17 protein-coding genes are annotated in these 13407 nt (G+C 63.3%); 9 read left to right on the forward strand and 8 right to left on the reverse strand.

Annotated elements, in window-relative coordinates:
• Positions 1-25 precede the first annotated feature (25 nt).
• The 5 genes from cysK to hrcA form a co-directional block, all read right to left on the reverse strand.
• Positions 26-1006: a cysteine synthase A gene (gene cysK, locus ACFOJ9_RS33680; protein ID WP_378985687.1), complete on the reverse strand. Its 981-nt coding sequence runs from the start codon at positions 1004-1006 to the stop codon at positions 26-28.
• A gap of 168 nt (positions 1007-1174) precedes the next feature.
• Positions 1175-1792, reverse strand: a complete 618-nt coding sequence (locus tag ACFOJ9_RS33685; protein WP_378985689.1) for a LysE family translocator — start codon at positions 1790-1792, stop codon at positions 1175-1177.
• 276 nt (positions 1793-2068) lie between these two features.
• The gene (locus ACFOJ9_RS33690) at positions 2069-3421 is read right to left on the reverse strand and encodes a PQQ-dependent sugar dehydrogenase (protein WP_378985691.1); all 1353 of its coding nucleotides are present in this window, start codon (positions 3419-3421) and stop codon (positions 2069-2071) included.
• A 99-nt stretch (positions 3422-3520) separates the two neighbouring features.
• Positions 3521-3718, reverse strand: a complete 198-nt coding sequence (locus tag ACFOJ9_RS33695) for a hypothetical protein (protein WP_013892036.1) — start codon at positions 3716-3718, stop codon at positions 3521-3523.
• Between the two features lie 24 nt (positions 3719-3742).
• Entirely contained in the window at positions 3743-4825 is a 1083-nt protein-coding gene (hrcA, locus tag ACFOJ9_RS33700) for a heat-inducible transcriptional repressor HrcA (protein WP_378985694.1), read from the reverse strand.
• A 196-nt stretch (positions 4826-5021) separates the two neighbouring features.
• On the opposite strand from hrcA, the gene rph reads away from it, so the two are divergent.
• The 7 genes from rph to ACFOJ9_RS33735 all read left to right on the forward strand — a co-directional run bounded on the left by rph (position 5022) and on the right by ACFOJ9_RS33735 (position 9405).
• Positions 5022-5738, forward strand: a complete 717-nt coding sequence (gene rph / locus ACFOJ9_RS33705; protein ID WP_127261207.1) for a ribonuclease PH — start codon at positions 5022-5024, stop codon at positions 5736-5738.
• 184 nt (positions 5739-5922) lie between these two features.
• Complete coding sequence (locus tag ACFOJ9_RS33710) at positions 5923-6333, forward strand: VOC family protein (RefSeq protein ID WP_378985698.1); 411 nt, start codon at positions 5923-5925, stop codon at positions 6331-6333.
• Complete coding sequence (gene rdgB / locus ACFOJ9_RS33715) at positions 6333-6980, forward strand: RdgB/HAM1 family non-canonical purine NTP pyrophosphatase (protein ID WP_378985700.1); 648 nt, start codon at positions 6333-6335, stop codon at positions 6978-6980. The genes ACFOJ9_RS33710 and rdgB overlap by 1 nt, the downstream gene beginning before the upstream one ends.
• Entirely contained in the window at positions 6977-8140 is a 1164-nt protein-coding gene (gene hemW, locus ACFOJ9_RS33720; protein ID WP_378985702.1) for a radical SAM family heme chaperone HemW, read from the forward strand. The genes rdgB and hemW overlap by 4 nt, the downstream gene beginning before the upstream one ends.
• Positions 8141-8262: 122 nt before the next feature.
• Positions 8263-8553 carry a hypothetical protein gene (locus ACFOJ9_RS33725; protein ID WP_378985704.1) on the forward strand — a complete coding sequence of 97 codons (291 nt, stop codon included), beginning with the start codon at positions 8263-8265 and terminating at the stop codon, positions 8551-8553.
• A 65-nt stretch (positions 8554-8618) separates the two neighbouring features.
• A complete protein-coding gene (locus tag ACFOJ9_RS33730; RefSeq protein ID WP_378985706.1) occupies positions 8619-8942 on the forward strand; it encodes a low molecular weight protein tyrosine phosphatase family protein in 324 nt (107 codons plus the stop codon).
• A gap of 25 nt (positions 8943-8967) precedes the next feature.
• Positions 8968-9405, forward strand: a complete 438-nt coding sequence (locus ACFOJ9_RS33735) for an EamA family transporter (protein ID WP_378985708.1) — start codon at positions 8968-8970, stop codon at positions 9403-9405.
• A 73-nt stretch (positions 9406-9478) separates the two neighbouring features.
• Here ACFOJ9_RS33735 and ACFOJ9_RS33740 read toward each other — a convergent pair whose 3' ends face one another.
• On the reverse strand, positions 9479-9658 hold the full coding sequence (locus tag ACFOJ9_RS33740) for a hypothetical protein (protein ID WP_378985710.1): 180 nt from the start codon (positions 9656-9658) through the stop codon (positions 9479-9481).
• Positions 9659-9805: 147 nt separating this feature from the next.
• Between ACFOJ9_RS33740 and rsmI the strand changes: the two genes are divergently transcribed.
• Positions 9806-10717, forward strand: coding sequence for a 16S rRNA (cytidine(1402)-2'-O)-methyltransferase (rsmI, locus tag ACFOJ9_RS33745; RefSeq protein WP_378985712.1), 912 nt, complete (start codon positions 9806-9808; stop codon positions 10715-10717).
• Positions 10710-11087, forward strand: a complete 378-nt coding sequence (locus ACFOJ9_RS33750) for a YraN family protein (protein WP_378985714.1) — start codon at positions 10710-10712, stop codon at positions 11085-11087. The genes rsmI and ACFOJ9_RS33750 overlap by 8 nt, the downstream gene beginning before the upstream one ends.
• A 310-nt stretch (positions 11088-11397) precedes the next feature.
• Here ACFOJ9_RS33750 and ACFOJ9_RS33755 read toward each other — a convergent pair whose 3' ends face one another.
• Positions 11398-12480, reverse strand: coding sequence for a transposase (locus tag ACFOJ9_RS33755; RefSeq protein ID WP_056580349.1), 1083 nt, complete (start codon positions 12478-12480; stop codon positions 11398-11400).
• 76 nt (positions 12481-12556) lie between these two features.
• Entirely contained in the window at positions 12557-13363 is an 807-nt protein-coding gene (locus tag ACFOJ9_RS33760; RefSeq protein ID WP_378985716.1) for an undecaprenyl-diphosphate phosphatase, read from the reverse strand.
• Positions 13364-13407 lie beyond the last annotated feature (44 nt).

Here is a 13407-nt window from a genome sequence, read left to right on the forward strand (position 1 = left end):
AGCTTAGCCACGAAGAAGCATCGGACTACGATCCCAACCCCTCGAACAGGATCGTTGACAGATAGCGCTCGGCGAAGGACGGGATGATCACCACAAGGTTCTTGCCCTTGTTCTCCGGCCGCGAGCCGACGACGATGGCTGCCTGCAGGGCGGCGCCCGACGAGATGCCGACCGGCACGCCTTCGAGGCGGGCGACGAGGCGGGCATTGGCGACGGAATCCTCGTTCGAAACCTTGACGATCTCGTCATAGATCGTCGTGTCGAGGATTTTGGGCGCAAAGCCGGCGCCGATGCCCTGGATCTTGTGTGGACCGGGCTGGCCACCCGACAGCACCGGCGAGGATTCAGGCTCGACAGCGACGACATGCACCGAAGGCTTGCGCTTCTTCAGCACCTGGCCGACGCCGGTGATGGTGCCGCCGGTGCCGATACCGGCGACCAAGATATCGACCTCGCCATGCGTATCGTTCCAGATTTCCTCGGCCGTCGTCGTGCGATGGATTTCCGGGTTGGCCGGATTCTCGAACTGCTGCGGGATGATCGCATTGGGGATCGTCGCCGCCAGTTCGTCGGCCTTGGCGATGGCGCCCTTCATGCCTTTCGGGCCCTCGGTCAGCACCAGTTCGGCGCCGAGCAGCGCCAGCATTTTCCGGCGCTCGGTCGACATCGTTTCCGGCATCGTCAGGATCAGCTTGTAGCCCTTGGCGGCGGCGGCGAAGGCAAGCGCGATGCCGGTGTTGCCGGACGTCGGTTCGATCAGCGTGGTCTTGCCGGGAGAAATCTTGCCGGATGCCTCCAGCGCCTCGATCATCGCCACGCCGATACGGTCCTTGACCGAAGCGATTGGATTGAAGAATTCGAGCTTGGCGATGAGATTGGCGACGATGCCTTTTTCCTTGGCGAATTTGTCGAGCCGCACCAGCGGCGTGTCGCCGATCGTATCGGTGATGGAATCGTAGACGCGGCCGCGACCGGGCACGCGGGCTGGTGTGACGGGCTTGTTCATTGGTTTCGCTCCCAGAATTTCAGGCAAATGGCAAGATAGGACCTTCGGCCGCGCAAGATAGACTGTCGGCAGAAAATATCCGAGTGGGACCTGTGTCTAAAACGTCCCCGTCCCGGAAAAGCATTTCCCGCAAAGGCCTGTTTGCGAAATGCTTTGGCCGAAAGCCCGCTATTGGCGGGCGGCAATCGCCGCAGCAGCACCGACCATGAAGCCGGCGGCCGTGCGGTTCAGCGCCTTGAGCGCGCGCGGCGACTTCAGGAACCAGCGCGCCTTGGCCGCCAGCGCCAGATACGGCACCAGCACCACCAACAGCACGACGACCGTCAGCGCGACGAGGATACCGTAATCGGCCAGCGTGATGGTCTTCAGGTCGACGATGGTCGGCGTGATCGCGAGGTAGAAGATCATCGTCTTCGGATTACCGAGCGTGACGGTCAGGCCGGCGACGAAGCTCGACAGCAGCCCGCTTTTGCCTTTCCTCGCCTCGACGGTCTCGGACGTGATGCCGCTGTTCCAGAAACGCCAGCCGAGGAAGGCGAGGTAGGCGACGCCGAGCCATTTGATGGCGAGGAAGACCATGCCGAAACTCTGTGCGACGAAGGCGAGGCCAAGCACCACGGCGGTCAGATAGGTGATGTCGCCAACCATCAGGCCAAAGGACATCGCCAGCGACGAGCGGAAGCCGGAGCCGAGCGCACGCGCGACCAGCGCGGTGATGCCGGGGCCAGGAATGGCGGCGGCGATGCCGAGAGCGGCACTGTAGGCGAGGAATCCGGTGAGGGTCATGTCATTCGTCTCAAATCAGAATGCCTTGTCGCATGGAACGGGCGAGAATTGAATTCCGTAGGGGTCGGAATCCATTGCACCAGATATCGCTGTAACACGGGAAGAAGGCCCCCTCATCCGGCCGCTTCGCGGCCACCTTCTCCCCGATGGGGAGAAGAGGGAAGCGCCGGCGACCTCCTCTCCCCTCGGGGAGAGGTCGGATTGCCCCGGATTGCTGTTTGCAATTCGGTTTTGGCAATCCGGGTGAGGGGGCCTGCTCCGTCTCAGTAAGATTGCTCAGGAGCGACCGTCGCCATGGGTGACACGCCAGATGGTGCCGTTGCCGTCCTCGGTCACGATCAGTGCGCCGTCGCTCGCCACCGCCACGCCGACCGGCCGGCCCCAGACCTCGCCGTTGGAGACGACGAAGCCGGTGATGAAATCCTCATATTCGCCGGTCGGCTTGCCATCCCTGAACAGCAATCTCACCACCTTGTAGCCGGTCCTGTTGCCGCGGTTCCATGAACCATGCAGCGCGACGAAGGCGTCCCCCTTGTATTCGGCCGGAAAATTCTTCCCATCGTGGAAAGCGATGTTGAGCGGCGCCGAATGCGCCTGCATCAACACATCGGGAATGGTCACCTCGCCGGCAAGATCGGGGCGTTCGCCCTTGTGGCGCGGATCCTCATTGTTGCCGATATAGTACCAGGGCCAGCCATAGAAGGCGCCGTCCTTGACCACGGTCGCGTATTCGGGCGGCACATTGTCGCCAAGCGCATCGCGCTCGTTGACGACGCACCACAGTGCGCCGGTCGCCGGCTGCACGGTCATGCCCGAACAGTTGCGCAAGCCGGTGGCGACGATACGGCCGTTCTTGCCGTCCGGGTCGAAGGCCAGCACATCGGCGCGGCCGTCCTCGGACCCCCAGGCAGCACCCAACGGTTGCGACTTCGCCCAGGCGTCGAGGCCGCCCTCCGGTTCCTTGCCCATGCTCTGCGCGACGTTCGATCCCGAGCCGACCGACAGATAAAGCGTCTTGCCGTCCGGCGAGAAGGCGATGTCGCGGGTCCAGTGATGACTGGCAGGGATGTTGTCGACGATGGTTTCCGGATCGCCTGATGCCTTCAGGTCGCCATTGCGGTAGGCAAAGCGCACGACGCTGTCGCTGTTGGCGACATAGACCCATTGCGGATCGTTGCCCGGCGGATAGAAGGCGATGCCATAGGGTTGGTTGAGATTGCCGGCAAATATACCGTCCTCAGCTGCCGTCGCGCTGCCCTCGGCCAGACGGTAGATGCGGACCTGGTTGGCCTCGCTGTCGGCGACGAACAGGTCGCCATTCGGCGCCACGCGCACGACGCGCGGATTGTCGATGCCCGACGCGATCAATTCGGCCGAAAAGCCCGGCGGCAATTGCGGCTTGGCGTCTTGTGGCCGTTCCGCCAGGCCAGCTCTGTTCGAGGTGGATTTGGTGACGTTGGGCTTCGGCAGATCGTTCGGCCTGATCAGGCGGCGCACCCCCGGCCGGTCGGCGCGCCAGTCGCCGAAAGCGGCCGCACCTTTCAGCACGGGCTCCTCCGCCTGCTGGGCGAATGCCGTTGTGGTGACAAACAGGGTGGCGGAAATAGCCAGACCGGCGAAACGGATCATCCTGTCCTCCGATATTTGGTATTGAGGACAGGAACGGCAGGTTTCGTCGATCGTTCCGCGTTACACGATGAGTTGAAGTGCCGTATCCAGCGTCAAGCCTCAGGTTCCGGCGGCGTAGAAATCGTCGTCGAGGCGTTTTTCCAGTGCGACGAGATCGGCCGGCAGCGGCAGGCCCATGGCGCGCATTTCCCGCAGTTTTTCGCGCAACTGCTCCTGGATTTCGTGCTGGTCCTCCGGCTGGTTGACCATTTCCTCGAGCAGCAGGCTGATCCGGGCCTTGAATTCTTCGAGCGCCATCGTCGTCTCCTCGGTTAGATCAGCTTAACGGAGCATGCGCGATATCAGCTGCGCGGTGTAATCCACCATCGGCACGATGCGCGCGTAATTCAGCCGGGTCGGGCCGATGACGCCGAGCGCGCCGACGACGCGGGCGTCCTTGTCGCGATAGGGGGCGACCACCAGCGACGAGCCCGACAGCGAAAACAACTTGTTTTCCGAGCCGATGAAGATGCGCACGCCCGACCCCTGTTCGGCGAGGTCGAGCAACTGGATCAGACCGTCCTGCGTCTCCATGTCCTCGAACAGATGGCGCAGCAACTCGATGTCGGCCTGCGCGGTGACATTTTCGAGCAGATTGGCGCGGCCGCGCACGATGAGCCGCGCCGGCAGGCCGCTGTCGGCGCCGGCCCACACCGCCAGCCCTTTCTCGACCAGGTCTTGCGACAGCGTGTCGAGTGCGGCCCTGGTTTCTTCCTTGATGCGGGCAATCTCGATCCGCGCCTCGGCCAGCGTGCGGCCACGGATATGGGCGTTGAGGAAATTCGAGGCCTCGTGCAGTTGCGAGACGGTGATGCCGGCGGGCAGCTCGACGACGCGATTTTCGACGTCGCCGTTCTGCGACACCAGCACCGCCAGCGCCTTGGTCGGTTCGAGCTGGATGAATTCGATGTGCTTCAGCGCCACCTCGTTCTTGGCGGCCAGCACCAGACCGGCGCCGCGCGACATGCCCGACAGCATCTGGCTGGCCTCGGTCAGCATCTGCTCCAGCGTCGCACCCGAGCCGGACGCCCGCACCTGTGCCTCGATGGCGCGGCGCTCCTCGTCGGAGAGGTCGCCAAGCTCCATGAAGGCGTCGACGAAGAAACGTAGGCCGGCCTGCGTCGGCAACCGGCCGGCCGAGATGTGCGGCGCGTAGATCAGACCGAGATGCTCGAGGTCACTCATCACGTTGCGGATGGTGGCCGGCGACAGCGAGGACGGCAGGATGCGCGACAGGCTGCGGGATCCCACGGGTTCACCGTCCCTGAGATAGGAATCGACGATACGCCGGAAGATGTCGCGCGAGCGCATGTCGAGCGACTGAAGCGCCGGCGACTGCGAACTCGGATCGACTGCCTTGGTCATACGGCCAAAAACCTCCGGCCCAAGATATAGACTTCGCTACGGCCTGCGCAACCCGGTGTCTGTGCCAGATCACCCGGTGTCTTTGTGAGATCACCCGGTGTCTGTGTCAGATCATCTGGCCATTTTCCTTTGCGCCACGCGTCCCATGCGGTTACAAGCCGGCCAAGATTCCGAAAATGACGAGAAAGCAGCCTGAATGCGCCCTTCCAAACGCCAATTCGACGAAATGCGTGCCATCTCCTTCGAGCGCGGCGTCTCCAAGCATGCCGAAGGCTCATGCCTGGTGAAGTTCGGCGACACGCATGTCCTGTGCACGGCCAGCCTCGAAGAGAAGGTGCCGGGCTGGATGCGCAATTCGGGCAAAGGCTGGGTGACGGCGGAATACGGCATGCTGCCGCGTTCGACCGGCGAGCGCATGCGCCGTGAGGCTTCGGCCGGCAAGCAGGGCGGCCGCACGCTGGAAATCCAGCGGTTGATCGGTCGCTCCTTGCGCGCCGTGGTCGATTTGCAGGCGCTGGGCGAGCAGCAGATCACGGTCGACTGCGACGTCATCCAGGCCGATGGCGGCACCCGCACCGCCTCGATCACCGGCGGCTGGGTGGCGCTGTATGACTGCCTGCGCTGGATGGAAGCACGCCAGATGGCCAGCGTCGCCAAGGTGCTGAAGGACCATGTCGCGGCGATCTCCTGCGGCATCCATGACGGCCAGCCGGTCATTGACCTCGACTATATCGAGGATTCCGCGGCCGGCACCGACGCCAATTTCGTCATGACCGGCAAGGGCGGCATCGTCGAGATTCAGGGCACCGCCGAGGGCGAGCCTTTCTCGGAAGAGCAGTTCGCGGAATTGATGGGTCTGGCCAAGAAAGGCATCCAGAGGCTGGTGAGTTTGCAACAGATGGCGGTGGCCTGAGGTTTCGAATGCCGAGCGTGAATGCCCCCCTCTGGCCTGCCGGCCATCTCCCCCTCAAGGGGGGAGATCAGCTAGCCGATGGGGCTTCGCCAACCATCGGCGGCGCGGGATGCGTGAACGCGTCGAAGCTGCCAATCTCCCCACCTGAGGGGGAGATGGCCGGCAGGTCAGAGGGGGGCGCCTCGTGACTCCCTCTGCCATCCTTGAATCAGCCCTCTACGTCACCGACCTAACCGCCGCCGAAACCTTCTACACCGGCATCCTCGGCCTCCCCCTCCTCGGCAAGGTCGAAGGCCGCCACCTCTTCTTCCGCTGCGGGCCGGGCGTGCTGCTCGTCTTCAACGCCGACGCGACGAAAGTGCCGCCGGCGCCCGACGCCAGGCTGCCGGTGCCGCCGCATGGCGCGGTCGGCGAGGGCCATCTGTGCTTTGCGGCGACAGCCGACGAAATCATGCGCTGGAAAGCGCATCTTGAGGCGAAAAACATCGCCATCGAAAGCGAATTCGAGTGGCCGCAGGGCGGCCGTTCGATCTATATACGCGACCCCTCGGGCAATTCGATCGAATTTGCCGAGCCAAGAATCTGGGGCCTTTGATGCATTCTCTTGATGGCAAGAAGATCGTCGTCGCCAGCCACAATGAAGGCAAGCTGCGCGAATTCGCCGACCTGATGGGGCCGTTCGGCTTCGAAGCCAAATCGGCCAAGGAGTATGATCTGCCGGAGCCGGATGAAACCGGCACCACCTTCGAGGAGAACGCCTACATCAAGGCGCTGGCCGCCGCCAAGGCGACCGGCCTGCCGGCGCTGTCGGACGATTCCGGCCTGTGCGTCGACGCGCTCGACGGCGCGCCCGGCGTCTACACCGCCAACTGGGCCGAAACCCCGGATGGATCGCGCGATTTCGGCATGGCCATGCAGCGCACCGAAGTGGCGTTGCAGGAAGTCGGCGCGGCCTTGCCGCAACAGCGCAAGGGGCGCTTCGTCGCCGTCATCTGCCTGGCGTTTCCTGACGGCGAGGCGGAATATTATCGGGGCGAGGCCGAAGGCACGCTGGTCTGGCCGCCGCGCGGCGAGCTCGGCTTCGGCTACGATCCGGTGTTTTTGCCCGATGGCTTCGAAAAAACCTTTGGCGAGATGAGCGCTGAGGAAAAGCACGGCTGGAAGCCCGGCCAGCTGACGGCGCTGTCGCACCGCGCCCGCGCCTTCCAGAAATTCGCCAAAGCGAGATTGGGCTCGGCATGAGCATGCTGCTCGATCGGACGCCTGGCTTCGGCGTCTATGTCCATTGGCCGTTCTGCGCGGCCAAATGCCCCTATTGCGACTTCAACAGCCATGTCCGCCACCAGCCGGTCGATCAGGACCGCTTCGCCAGCGCCTTCGAGGCCGAGCTGGCGACGATGCGCGAGCGCACCGGGCCGCGCGAGGTGACCAGCATTTTTCTCGGCGGCGGCACGCCGTCGCTGATGAAACCGGAAACGGTGGCCAGGGTTCTGGACGCGGTGGCGAAGAACTGGACCGTTCCTGACGGCATCGAGGTGACGCTGGAGGCCAATCCATCCTCGGTCGAGGCCGAACGCTTTCGCGGCTACCGGACGGCCGGCGTCAACCGCGTCTCGCTCGGCGTGCAGGCGCTGAACGACAAGGATTTGCGCTTCCTCGGCCGGCTGCACAATGTCGATGAGGCGCTGCACGCGATCGGGCTCGCGCGGGAAATATTCCCAAGGCTCTCCTTCGACCTGATCTATGCCCGGCCCGGCCAGACGCCGGAGGCTTGGGCATCGGAGCTGGAACAGGCGATCGGCCATGCCGCCGACCATCTGTCGCTCTACCAGCTGACCATCGAGGAAGGCACGCCTTTCCACGCGCTGCATGCGGCGAAGAAATTCATCATTCCCGACAACGACCACGCCGCCGACCTCTATGCGCTGACGCAGGAGATCACATCGGCGCATGGTCTGCCGGCCTATGAGATTTCCAACCACGCCAGGCCGGGCGCCGAGAGCCGGCACAACCTGACCTACTGGCGCTATGGCGAATATGTCGGCGTCGGCCCCGGCGCGCATGGCCGTTTCGTCGAGAATGGCCGCCGCACGGTCACGATCGCCGAGCGGATGCCGGAAACCTGGGCCAATCTGGTCGAGGCCAAGGGCCACGGCGTCACCGGCGGCGAGATCCTGACGCGCTCGGAGGAGGCCGACGAGTTCCTGCTGATGGGCCTGCGGCTGGCCGAGGGCATCGATCTCTCCCGCTACGAGGCGTTCTCCGGACGCGGCCTGTCGAGCGCGCTGCTGTCGATGCTGCAGGGCGAGGGGCTGGTGGCGTCGATCGGCAATGCGCGCCTGCGCGCCACGGCCGCCGGCATGATCGTGCTCGACGCCGTGGTCGCCGATCTGGCGCGGTAGGGTGGACAATTTGTCGACTGGAGCAAGGATGCTATTGTTCGGCTTGCTTGGCCGAAGGCGCGTCGCGCCGCATCTAATATGGGTCCTCGATGAAATTCCTATTCCACGAGACGCTGCGGACATTGAACACGGATGATGTGTTCGAGTTTGGACTAGGTGAGATCTCCAGACCGTCGGAACAGGAAGATTTCTACGAGGCAGAGGGGATTTTCATCAAAAATGGAAAAGTCCTGGCCAGGAGAAAGATAAGCAATCTTAGCGAATTTAGCGTTCTAACCAGCTTTATAACCTACATAGGGATCAGGCTTAGAGCGATCGTCAAAGACGATTCGATAGAATTCGAGCTATATGGACTTACTATGGACCAGTACATTCCTCTAACAAAAACTATACGCGAAATATGGGAGGAGTAATTGCCTTCGACAGAGCACGATTTGGTTTTCGACTGGGGCAATAGTCAAACCAAAGATCAAAGCTGTTGAAGAACATCCTCTTCGTCTGCAGCCAGAACCGCTTGCGCAGCCCGACCGCCGAGCAGGTGTTCTCCAAACGCGGGGATATCGAGGTCGCGTCGGCGGGAACCAACCATGATGCCGATACGCCGTTGACGCATGAGCTGGTGGCGTGGGCCGACATCATCTTCGTCATGGAAAAGGTGCACCGCACCAAGCTGCAGAAAAAATTCAAGACGAGCTTGAAAAAGGCCCGCGTCATTTGTCTCGATATACCTGATAACTATGAATTCATGGACCTGGAGCTGATTGGCCTTCTGAAGGCCCGCGTTTCACGGTATCTCAGCTGAGACGCTATCCGCGAAGGCCACCAGCATGAACCTGACCGTCACCTCCTGGCAATTCTGGGCATTGCTGTCGGCTGCCTTCGCGGCCTTGACGGCGATCTTCGCCAAGGTCGGCATCGAGAACATCAATTCCGATTTCGCCACCTTCATCCGCACGATCATCATCCTGGTGGTGCTTGGTGCGATCCTGCTTGCCAGCGGCCAGTTCCAGTCGCCGGCGACGATCTCGGGAAAGACCTGGCTGTTCCTCGGCCTGTCCGGTCTGGCCACAGGCGCCTCATGGCTCTGCTACTTTCGCGCCCTGAAGATCGGCAATGCGGCGCAGGTGGCGCCGATCGACAAGCTAAGCGTCGTGCTTGTGGCGGTGTTTGGCGCGGCCTTTCTCGGCGAGCGGTTGTCCGGAGCGAACTGGCTTGGCGTCGCCCTTATCGCGGGGGGCGCGGTGCTGGTCGCCTACCGGGGGTAGCGGCACGCCGTTGCGGGCGCTTTTTGTTTCAAGACGGGTGATGAAGATATCGAAGCGATTGGGCATCGTCCGGTCAGTGCTCCGTCGTGCTGTCGGGTTTGTTGTCGCAAAGCCTGACGTTCGTAGGCAAGGCGGCCTGCTTGGTCGGGCTGTGCTCGGTCTTGGCAGGCAGGCGCTTGTCCCTGGGTGCGGCAACGCGTTTGCGGTCGGCATAATAGGGCTCGAAAGCGTCCTGTATCTTCAGGCTATCCATCCTGTCCTCCTCGGGAATCAGGGGGTAAATCTGCCGTAGCTGGTTTCGTTCCCTACTGTGGCAAAGGAATGGCGGGGGAGACGCAACGTCAGCTTTTGCAAGCCGACGTCAGCCGTGCCAAACAGGTTCTGAATGGAGAAGGCATCAGTGACCGGCGAGACGGGCAAGCGCAGCTATGTGGTCGGTCAGACGGAGATCGCGGCCCGGCCGCTGGAGCCGGCGCTCTATCTGGTGGCGACGCCGATCGGCAATCTCGCCGACATCACGCTGCGCGCGCTGGAAACGCTGGCCGCCGCCGACATCGTCGCCTGCGAGGACACGCGGGTGTCGCGCGTGCTGCTCGACCGCTACGGCATCCGCCGCCGCACCACGGCCTATCACGAGCACAATGCCGGCGAGGCCGGGCCGAAGCTGATCGCGGCTCTCCAGGCCGGACAGAGCATTGCGCTGATCTCCGATGCCGGCACGCCGCTGGTGTCCGATCCCGGCTACCGGCTGGTCGGCGAGGCGCTCGACCACGGCATTCGCGTCGTGCCGATCCCCGGCCCGTCGGCGCCACTTGCCGCGCTGACGGCGTCCGGCCTGCCTTCCGATGCCTTCATGTTCGCTGGATTCTTACCAGTAAAAACAGGGCAGCGGCTGACGCGGCTGGAGGCACTGAAGGCAGTGCCGGCGACGCTGATCTTCTTCGAATCGCCGCGCCGGCTGGCCGACTCCCTGGCTGCCATGGTCGAAGCGCTCGGCGGTGAGCGCAAGGCGGCTATCGGCAGGGAGTTGACCAAGACCTTCGAGGAGATGCGCACCGGCACGCTGCAGGTGCTGGCCGACCACTATGCGGCGGCCGATACGCCAAAGGGCGAGATCGTCGTCTGCGTCGGTCCGGCCGAGGCCAAGGCCGACGAACCGGCCGACATCGATCGCCTGCTTTTGTCGCTCGCCGCCGAGATGCCGGCTTCCAAGGCGGCGGCGGAAGCCGCGAAAATGACCGGCGGCCAGAAACAGGCGCTCTATCGGCGTCTGCTGGAACTCAAGGATGCCTCCGGAGAGGATGGTGGCTGAGCGCCCGAGCGCCAGCCGCCTGAAAGCCTATCGACGCGGCCACCGCGGCGAATGGCTGGCGGCTGCGGCGCTGATGCTGAAGGGCTACAGGATCCTTGCGCGCCGCCATCGCACGCGCTTCGGCGAGATCGACCTAATCGCGCGGCGCGGCGACCTGGTGCTGTTCGTCGAGGTCAAGGCGCGCCGCACTCTGATGGAAGCCATGGAGGCGATCGGTCACGAATCGGAGCGTCGCATAGAAGGTGCGGCCGACATCTGGCTGTCACGCCAAGCGGACTACGGCAGACTGTCGATGCGCTTCGACATGGTCGCGGTGCTGCCCTGGCGCTGGCCGGTGCATGTCGAAAACGTGTTTTATGGAAGGAATTGAGTAGCTTACCCTCTCCCTTGTGGGGAGGGTCGGCAAGCAAGGGACGCGAAGCGTCGTTGGCGGGGCGGGGGTATGGCGCCGACCCCCACCCCGATCCGCTTTGCGGATCGACCCTCCCCACAAGGGCATATGCGCTAAGATAGCTTCGGCATGGACTGAAATTTGCGCTTTCGTGGTGGCTCACGCCATCGATGTCGCAAGGCATGGAGATTTTGGCGCAGGGCTGCCAAGGGAGGTTGAGCAAAGATCGCTGCGATCAGAGAGGCGACGATCTGGCGGGTGGCGCGCCACAGCAGCGGGCGCCCGTCGCTCAAGGGGGAGAGACACCCAACTCCTGCGAAAGGGGTTCGGTCACAAGCGCGATGAGGAAGTGGGCAAGAATCCAAGGCTTTGCGATCCTTGGGTCTTTGGCTGGAGGCGCGCGCAGTCCGATCAGGCTCTTCAGACGCTTGAAGGCGAGCTCGATGCGCCAGCGCATGCGATAGAGCTTGAGAACTGTGCCGGAGGGAAACTCCTCCTGGTCAAGCGAGGTCACAAGGATGACAAAGCCGGCGGCAATCAGCGTCTCCGGTTGAACCTGCTTGCCCTTGGCCTTGGCTTCCTTGTTGATTTTGCGCCGCGCTTCTTGTGTCGCAGCCTCGGATTTGCGCAAGGCGATCAGGCGCATCTTCAGGGGCTCGCCCTTCTTGAGGCCCAGCCAGACAGGCGTTTCGATGACCTCCTCCCGGCAGCTCTTCAGGTGGCCGATGAGATCGAACGCCTTGCCGTTGGCGTCGAGCCATCGCACATTCTTCCACGGCGCGCGCACGACAACGTCGCCGTCTTGCGCCATGACCTTTGCGATCCGCTCGGCCTGCAGATAGGCGCGGTCGCCGATGCGGATCTCGCCCGGCACCACCGGCACGCGGTCGATCAGCTCGGCCTCGCTCTGGTCGGTGATCTCGAGGAAATCGAACTGCTCGCGCTCAAGATCGAAGGCGCAGTGCATACGCCAAAGGCCATTGTTCTTCTTCTCATGCACACCCGCCTTGGCAACCGATGTCGCATCGAGGATGCGGATCAGCCGGCCCTTAGGCAAGCCTTCCTCCTCGCGCTTCAAAAGGTGCCCGATCAACTGCTGCAGCCACGGCCCTGCATTGCGCAGCCGGCCGAGCAACGCCACGTCCGAGATGTCGGCGATCCCGCTTGCCGCCGCCCAGGCCACGACGCCCCGCATGCCCACCTTGCCAAGGCAGTAAGCCAGTGTCAGGCGCAACAGATCAGTAGCCGACCTGACGCCCCGCGGCCGCAGAAACGCCTTCGTCTCGCGGGCACTCCCTGCAATCAACTCTTCACCGCCGAGGAGCTCAATCGTCTCGGCCCAGCCGTCATCTACAAGCGATTCGTGAGTCATCGCAGCGTAGAATCACAACCGATTCCCCACTGCAACACCTATCTTAGCGCATATGCCCACAAGGGGGAGGGTAAGCTCACCCCCAGATCATCAACGCCACCAGTCCGACACCGCCGACCACCAGCCGCCACCAGCCGAACAGCGCGTAGCCTTTGCGCGAGACGTAATCGAGCAGGAAGCGCACGACGATGAGCGCCGTGACGAAGGCGGCGACGAAGCCGACAGCGATGATCGGCAGGTCGGCGCTGCTCAGCACGTCGCGGTTCTTGAACAGGTCGAAGGCGAAGGCGCCGACCATGGTCGGGATGGCGAGGAAGAAGGAGAATTCCGCCGCCGCCCGCTTGTCGACGCCCAAAAGCAGCGCGCCGACGATCGTTGAACCCGAGCGCGAGGTGCCGGGGATCAGCGAGAGGCACTGGAAAAGCCCGATCTGCAGGTAAAGCCGGGTCGGGAACCGCTCGACGTCGCGGTAGACGGGCTTGAAGTTCATGCGGTCCACAGCCAGTAGCACGACGCCGCCGATGATCAGCATGATGCAGATCAGCCTTGGCGATTCGAACAGCACCGTCTTGATGAAATCATGCGCCAGCGCGCCGATGATCGCCGCCGGCAGGAAGGCGATGAGGATGCCGATGGCGAAATGCCGCGTCAGCCGGTCATGCGGCAGGTCGAGCAGCATTTGCCACAGCCGGCGGAAATAGACGCTCAGGATCGCCAGGATCGCACCAAGCTGGATCAGGATCTCGAAGGCCTTGCCGGTCGAGTGGAAGCCGAGGAAATGGCCGGCGAGCAGGATATGGCCGGTCGACGACACCGGGATGAACTCGGTCAGCCCCTCCAGCAGGCCGAGCAGCAGGGCTTCGACGATGGTCTGGCTTTCCATGGCTACCTCGGCATTTGCGTGACGGCTGACAGAACGGCTTGCTT

The organism is Mesorhizobium cantuariense (assembly GCF_042647205.1).
GTDB lineage: Bacteria > Pseudomonadota > Alphaproteobacteria > Rhizobiales > Rhizobiaceae > Mesorhizobium > Mesorhizobium cantuariense.

What these genes read in the sequence shown, in the direction of transcription:
- rdgB (WP_378985700.1), top strand. Translation starts at nt 6,333, where the DNA reads ATGCATTCTCTTGATGGCAAGAAGATCGTCGTCGCCAGCCACAATGAA.
- ACFOJ9_RS33740 (WP_378985710.1), bottom strand. Translation starts at nt 9,658, where the DNA reads ATGGATAGCCTGAAGATACAGGACGCTTTCGAGCCCTATTATGCCGAC.
- ACFOJ9_RS33735 (WP_378985708.1), top strand. Translation starts at nt 8,968, where the DNA reads ATGAACCTGACCGTCACCTCCTGGCAATTCTGGGCATTGCTGTCGGCT.
- ACFOJ9_RS33690 (WP_378985691.1), bottom strand. Translation starts at nt 3,421, where the DNA reads ATGATCCGTTTCGCCGGTCTGGCTATTTCCGCCACCCTGTTTGTCACC.
- ACFOJ9_RS33755 (WP_056580349.1), bottom strand. Translation starts at nt 12,480, where the DNA reads ATGACTCACGAATCGCTTGTAGATGACGGCTGGGCCGAGACGATTGAG.
- ACFOJ9_RS33685 (WP_378985689.1), bottom strand. Translation starts at nt 1,792, where the DNA reads ATGACCCTCACCGGATTCCTCGCCTACAGTGCCGCTCTCGGCATCGCC.
- rph (WP_127261207.1), top strand. Translation starts at nt 5,022, where the DNA reads ATGCGCCCTTCCAAACGCCAATTCGACGAAATGCGTGCCATCTCCTTC.
- cysK (WP_378985687.1), bottom strand. Translation starts at nt 1,006, where the DNA reads ATGAACAAGCCCGTCACACCAGCCCGCGTGCCCGGTCGCGGCCGCGTC.
- hemW (WP_378985702.1), top strand. Translation starts at nt 6,977, where the DNA reads ATGAGCATGCTGCTCGATCGGACGCCTGGCTTCGGCGTCTATGTCCAT.
- ACFOJ9_RS33695 (WP_013892036.1), bottom strand. Translation starts at nt 3,718, where the DNA reads ATGGCGCTCGAAGAATTCAAGGCCCGGATCAGCCTGCTGCTCGAGGAA.
- ACFOJ9_RS33760 (WP_378985716.1), bottom strand. Translation starts at nt 13,363, where the DNA reads ATGGAAAGCCAGACCATCGTCGAAGCCCTGCTGCTCGGCCTGCTGGAG.
- hrcA (WP_378985694.1), bottom strand. Translation starts at nt 4,825, where the DNA reads ATGACCAAGGCAGTCGATCCGAGTTCGCAGTCGCCGGCGCTTCAGTCG.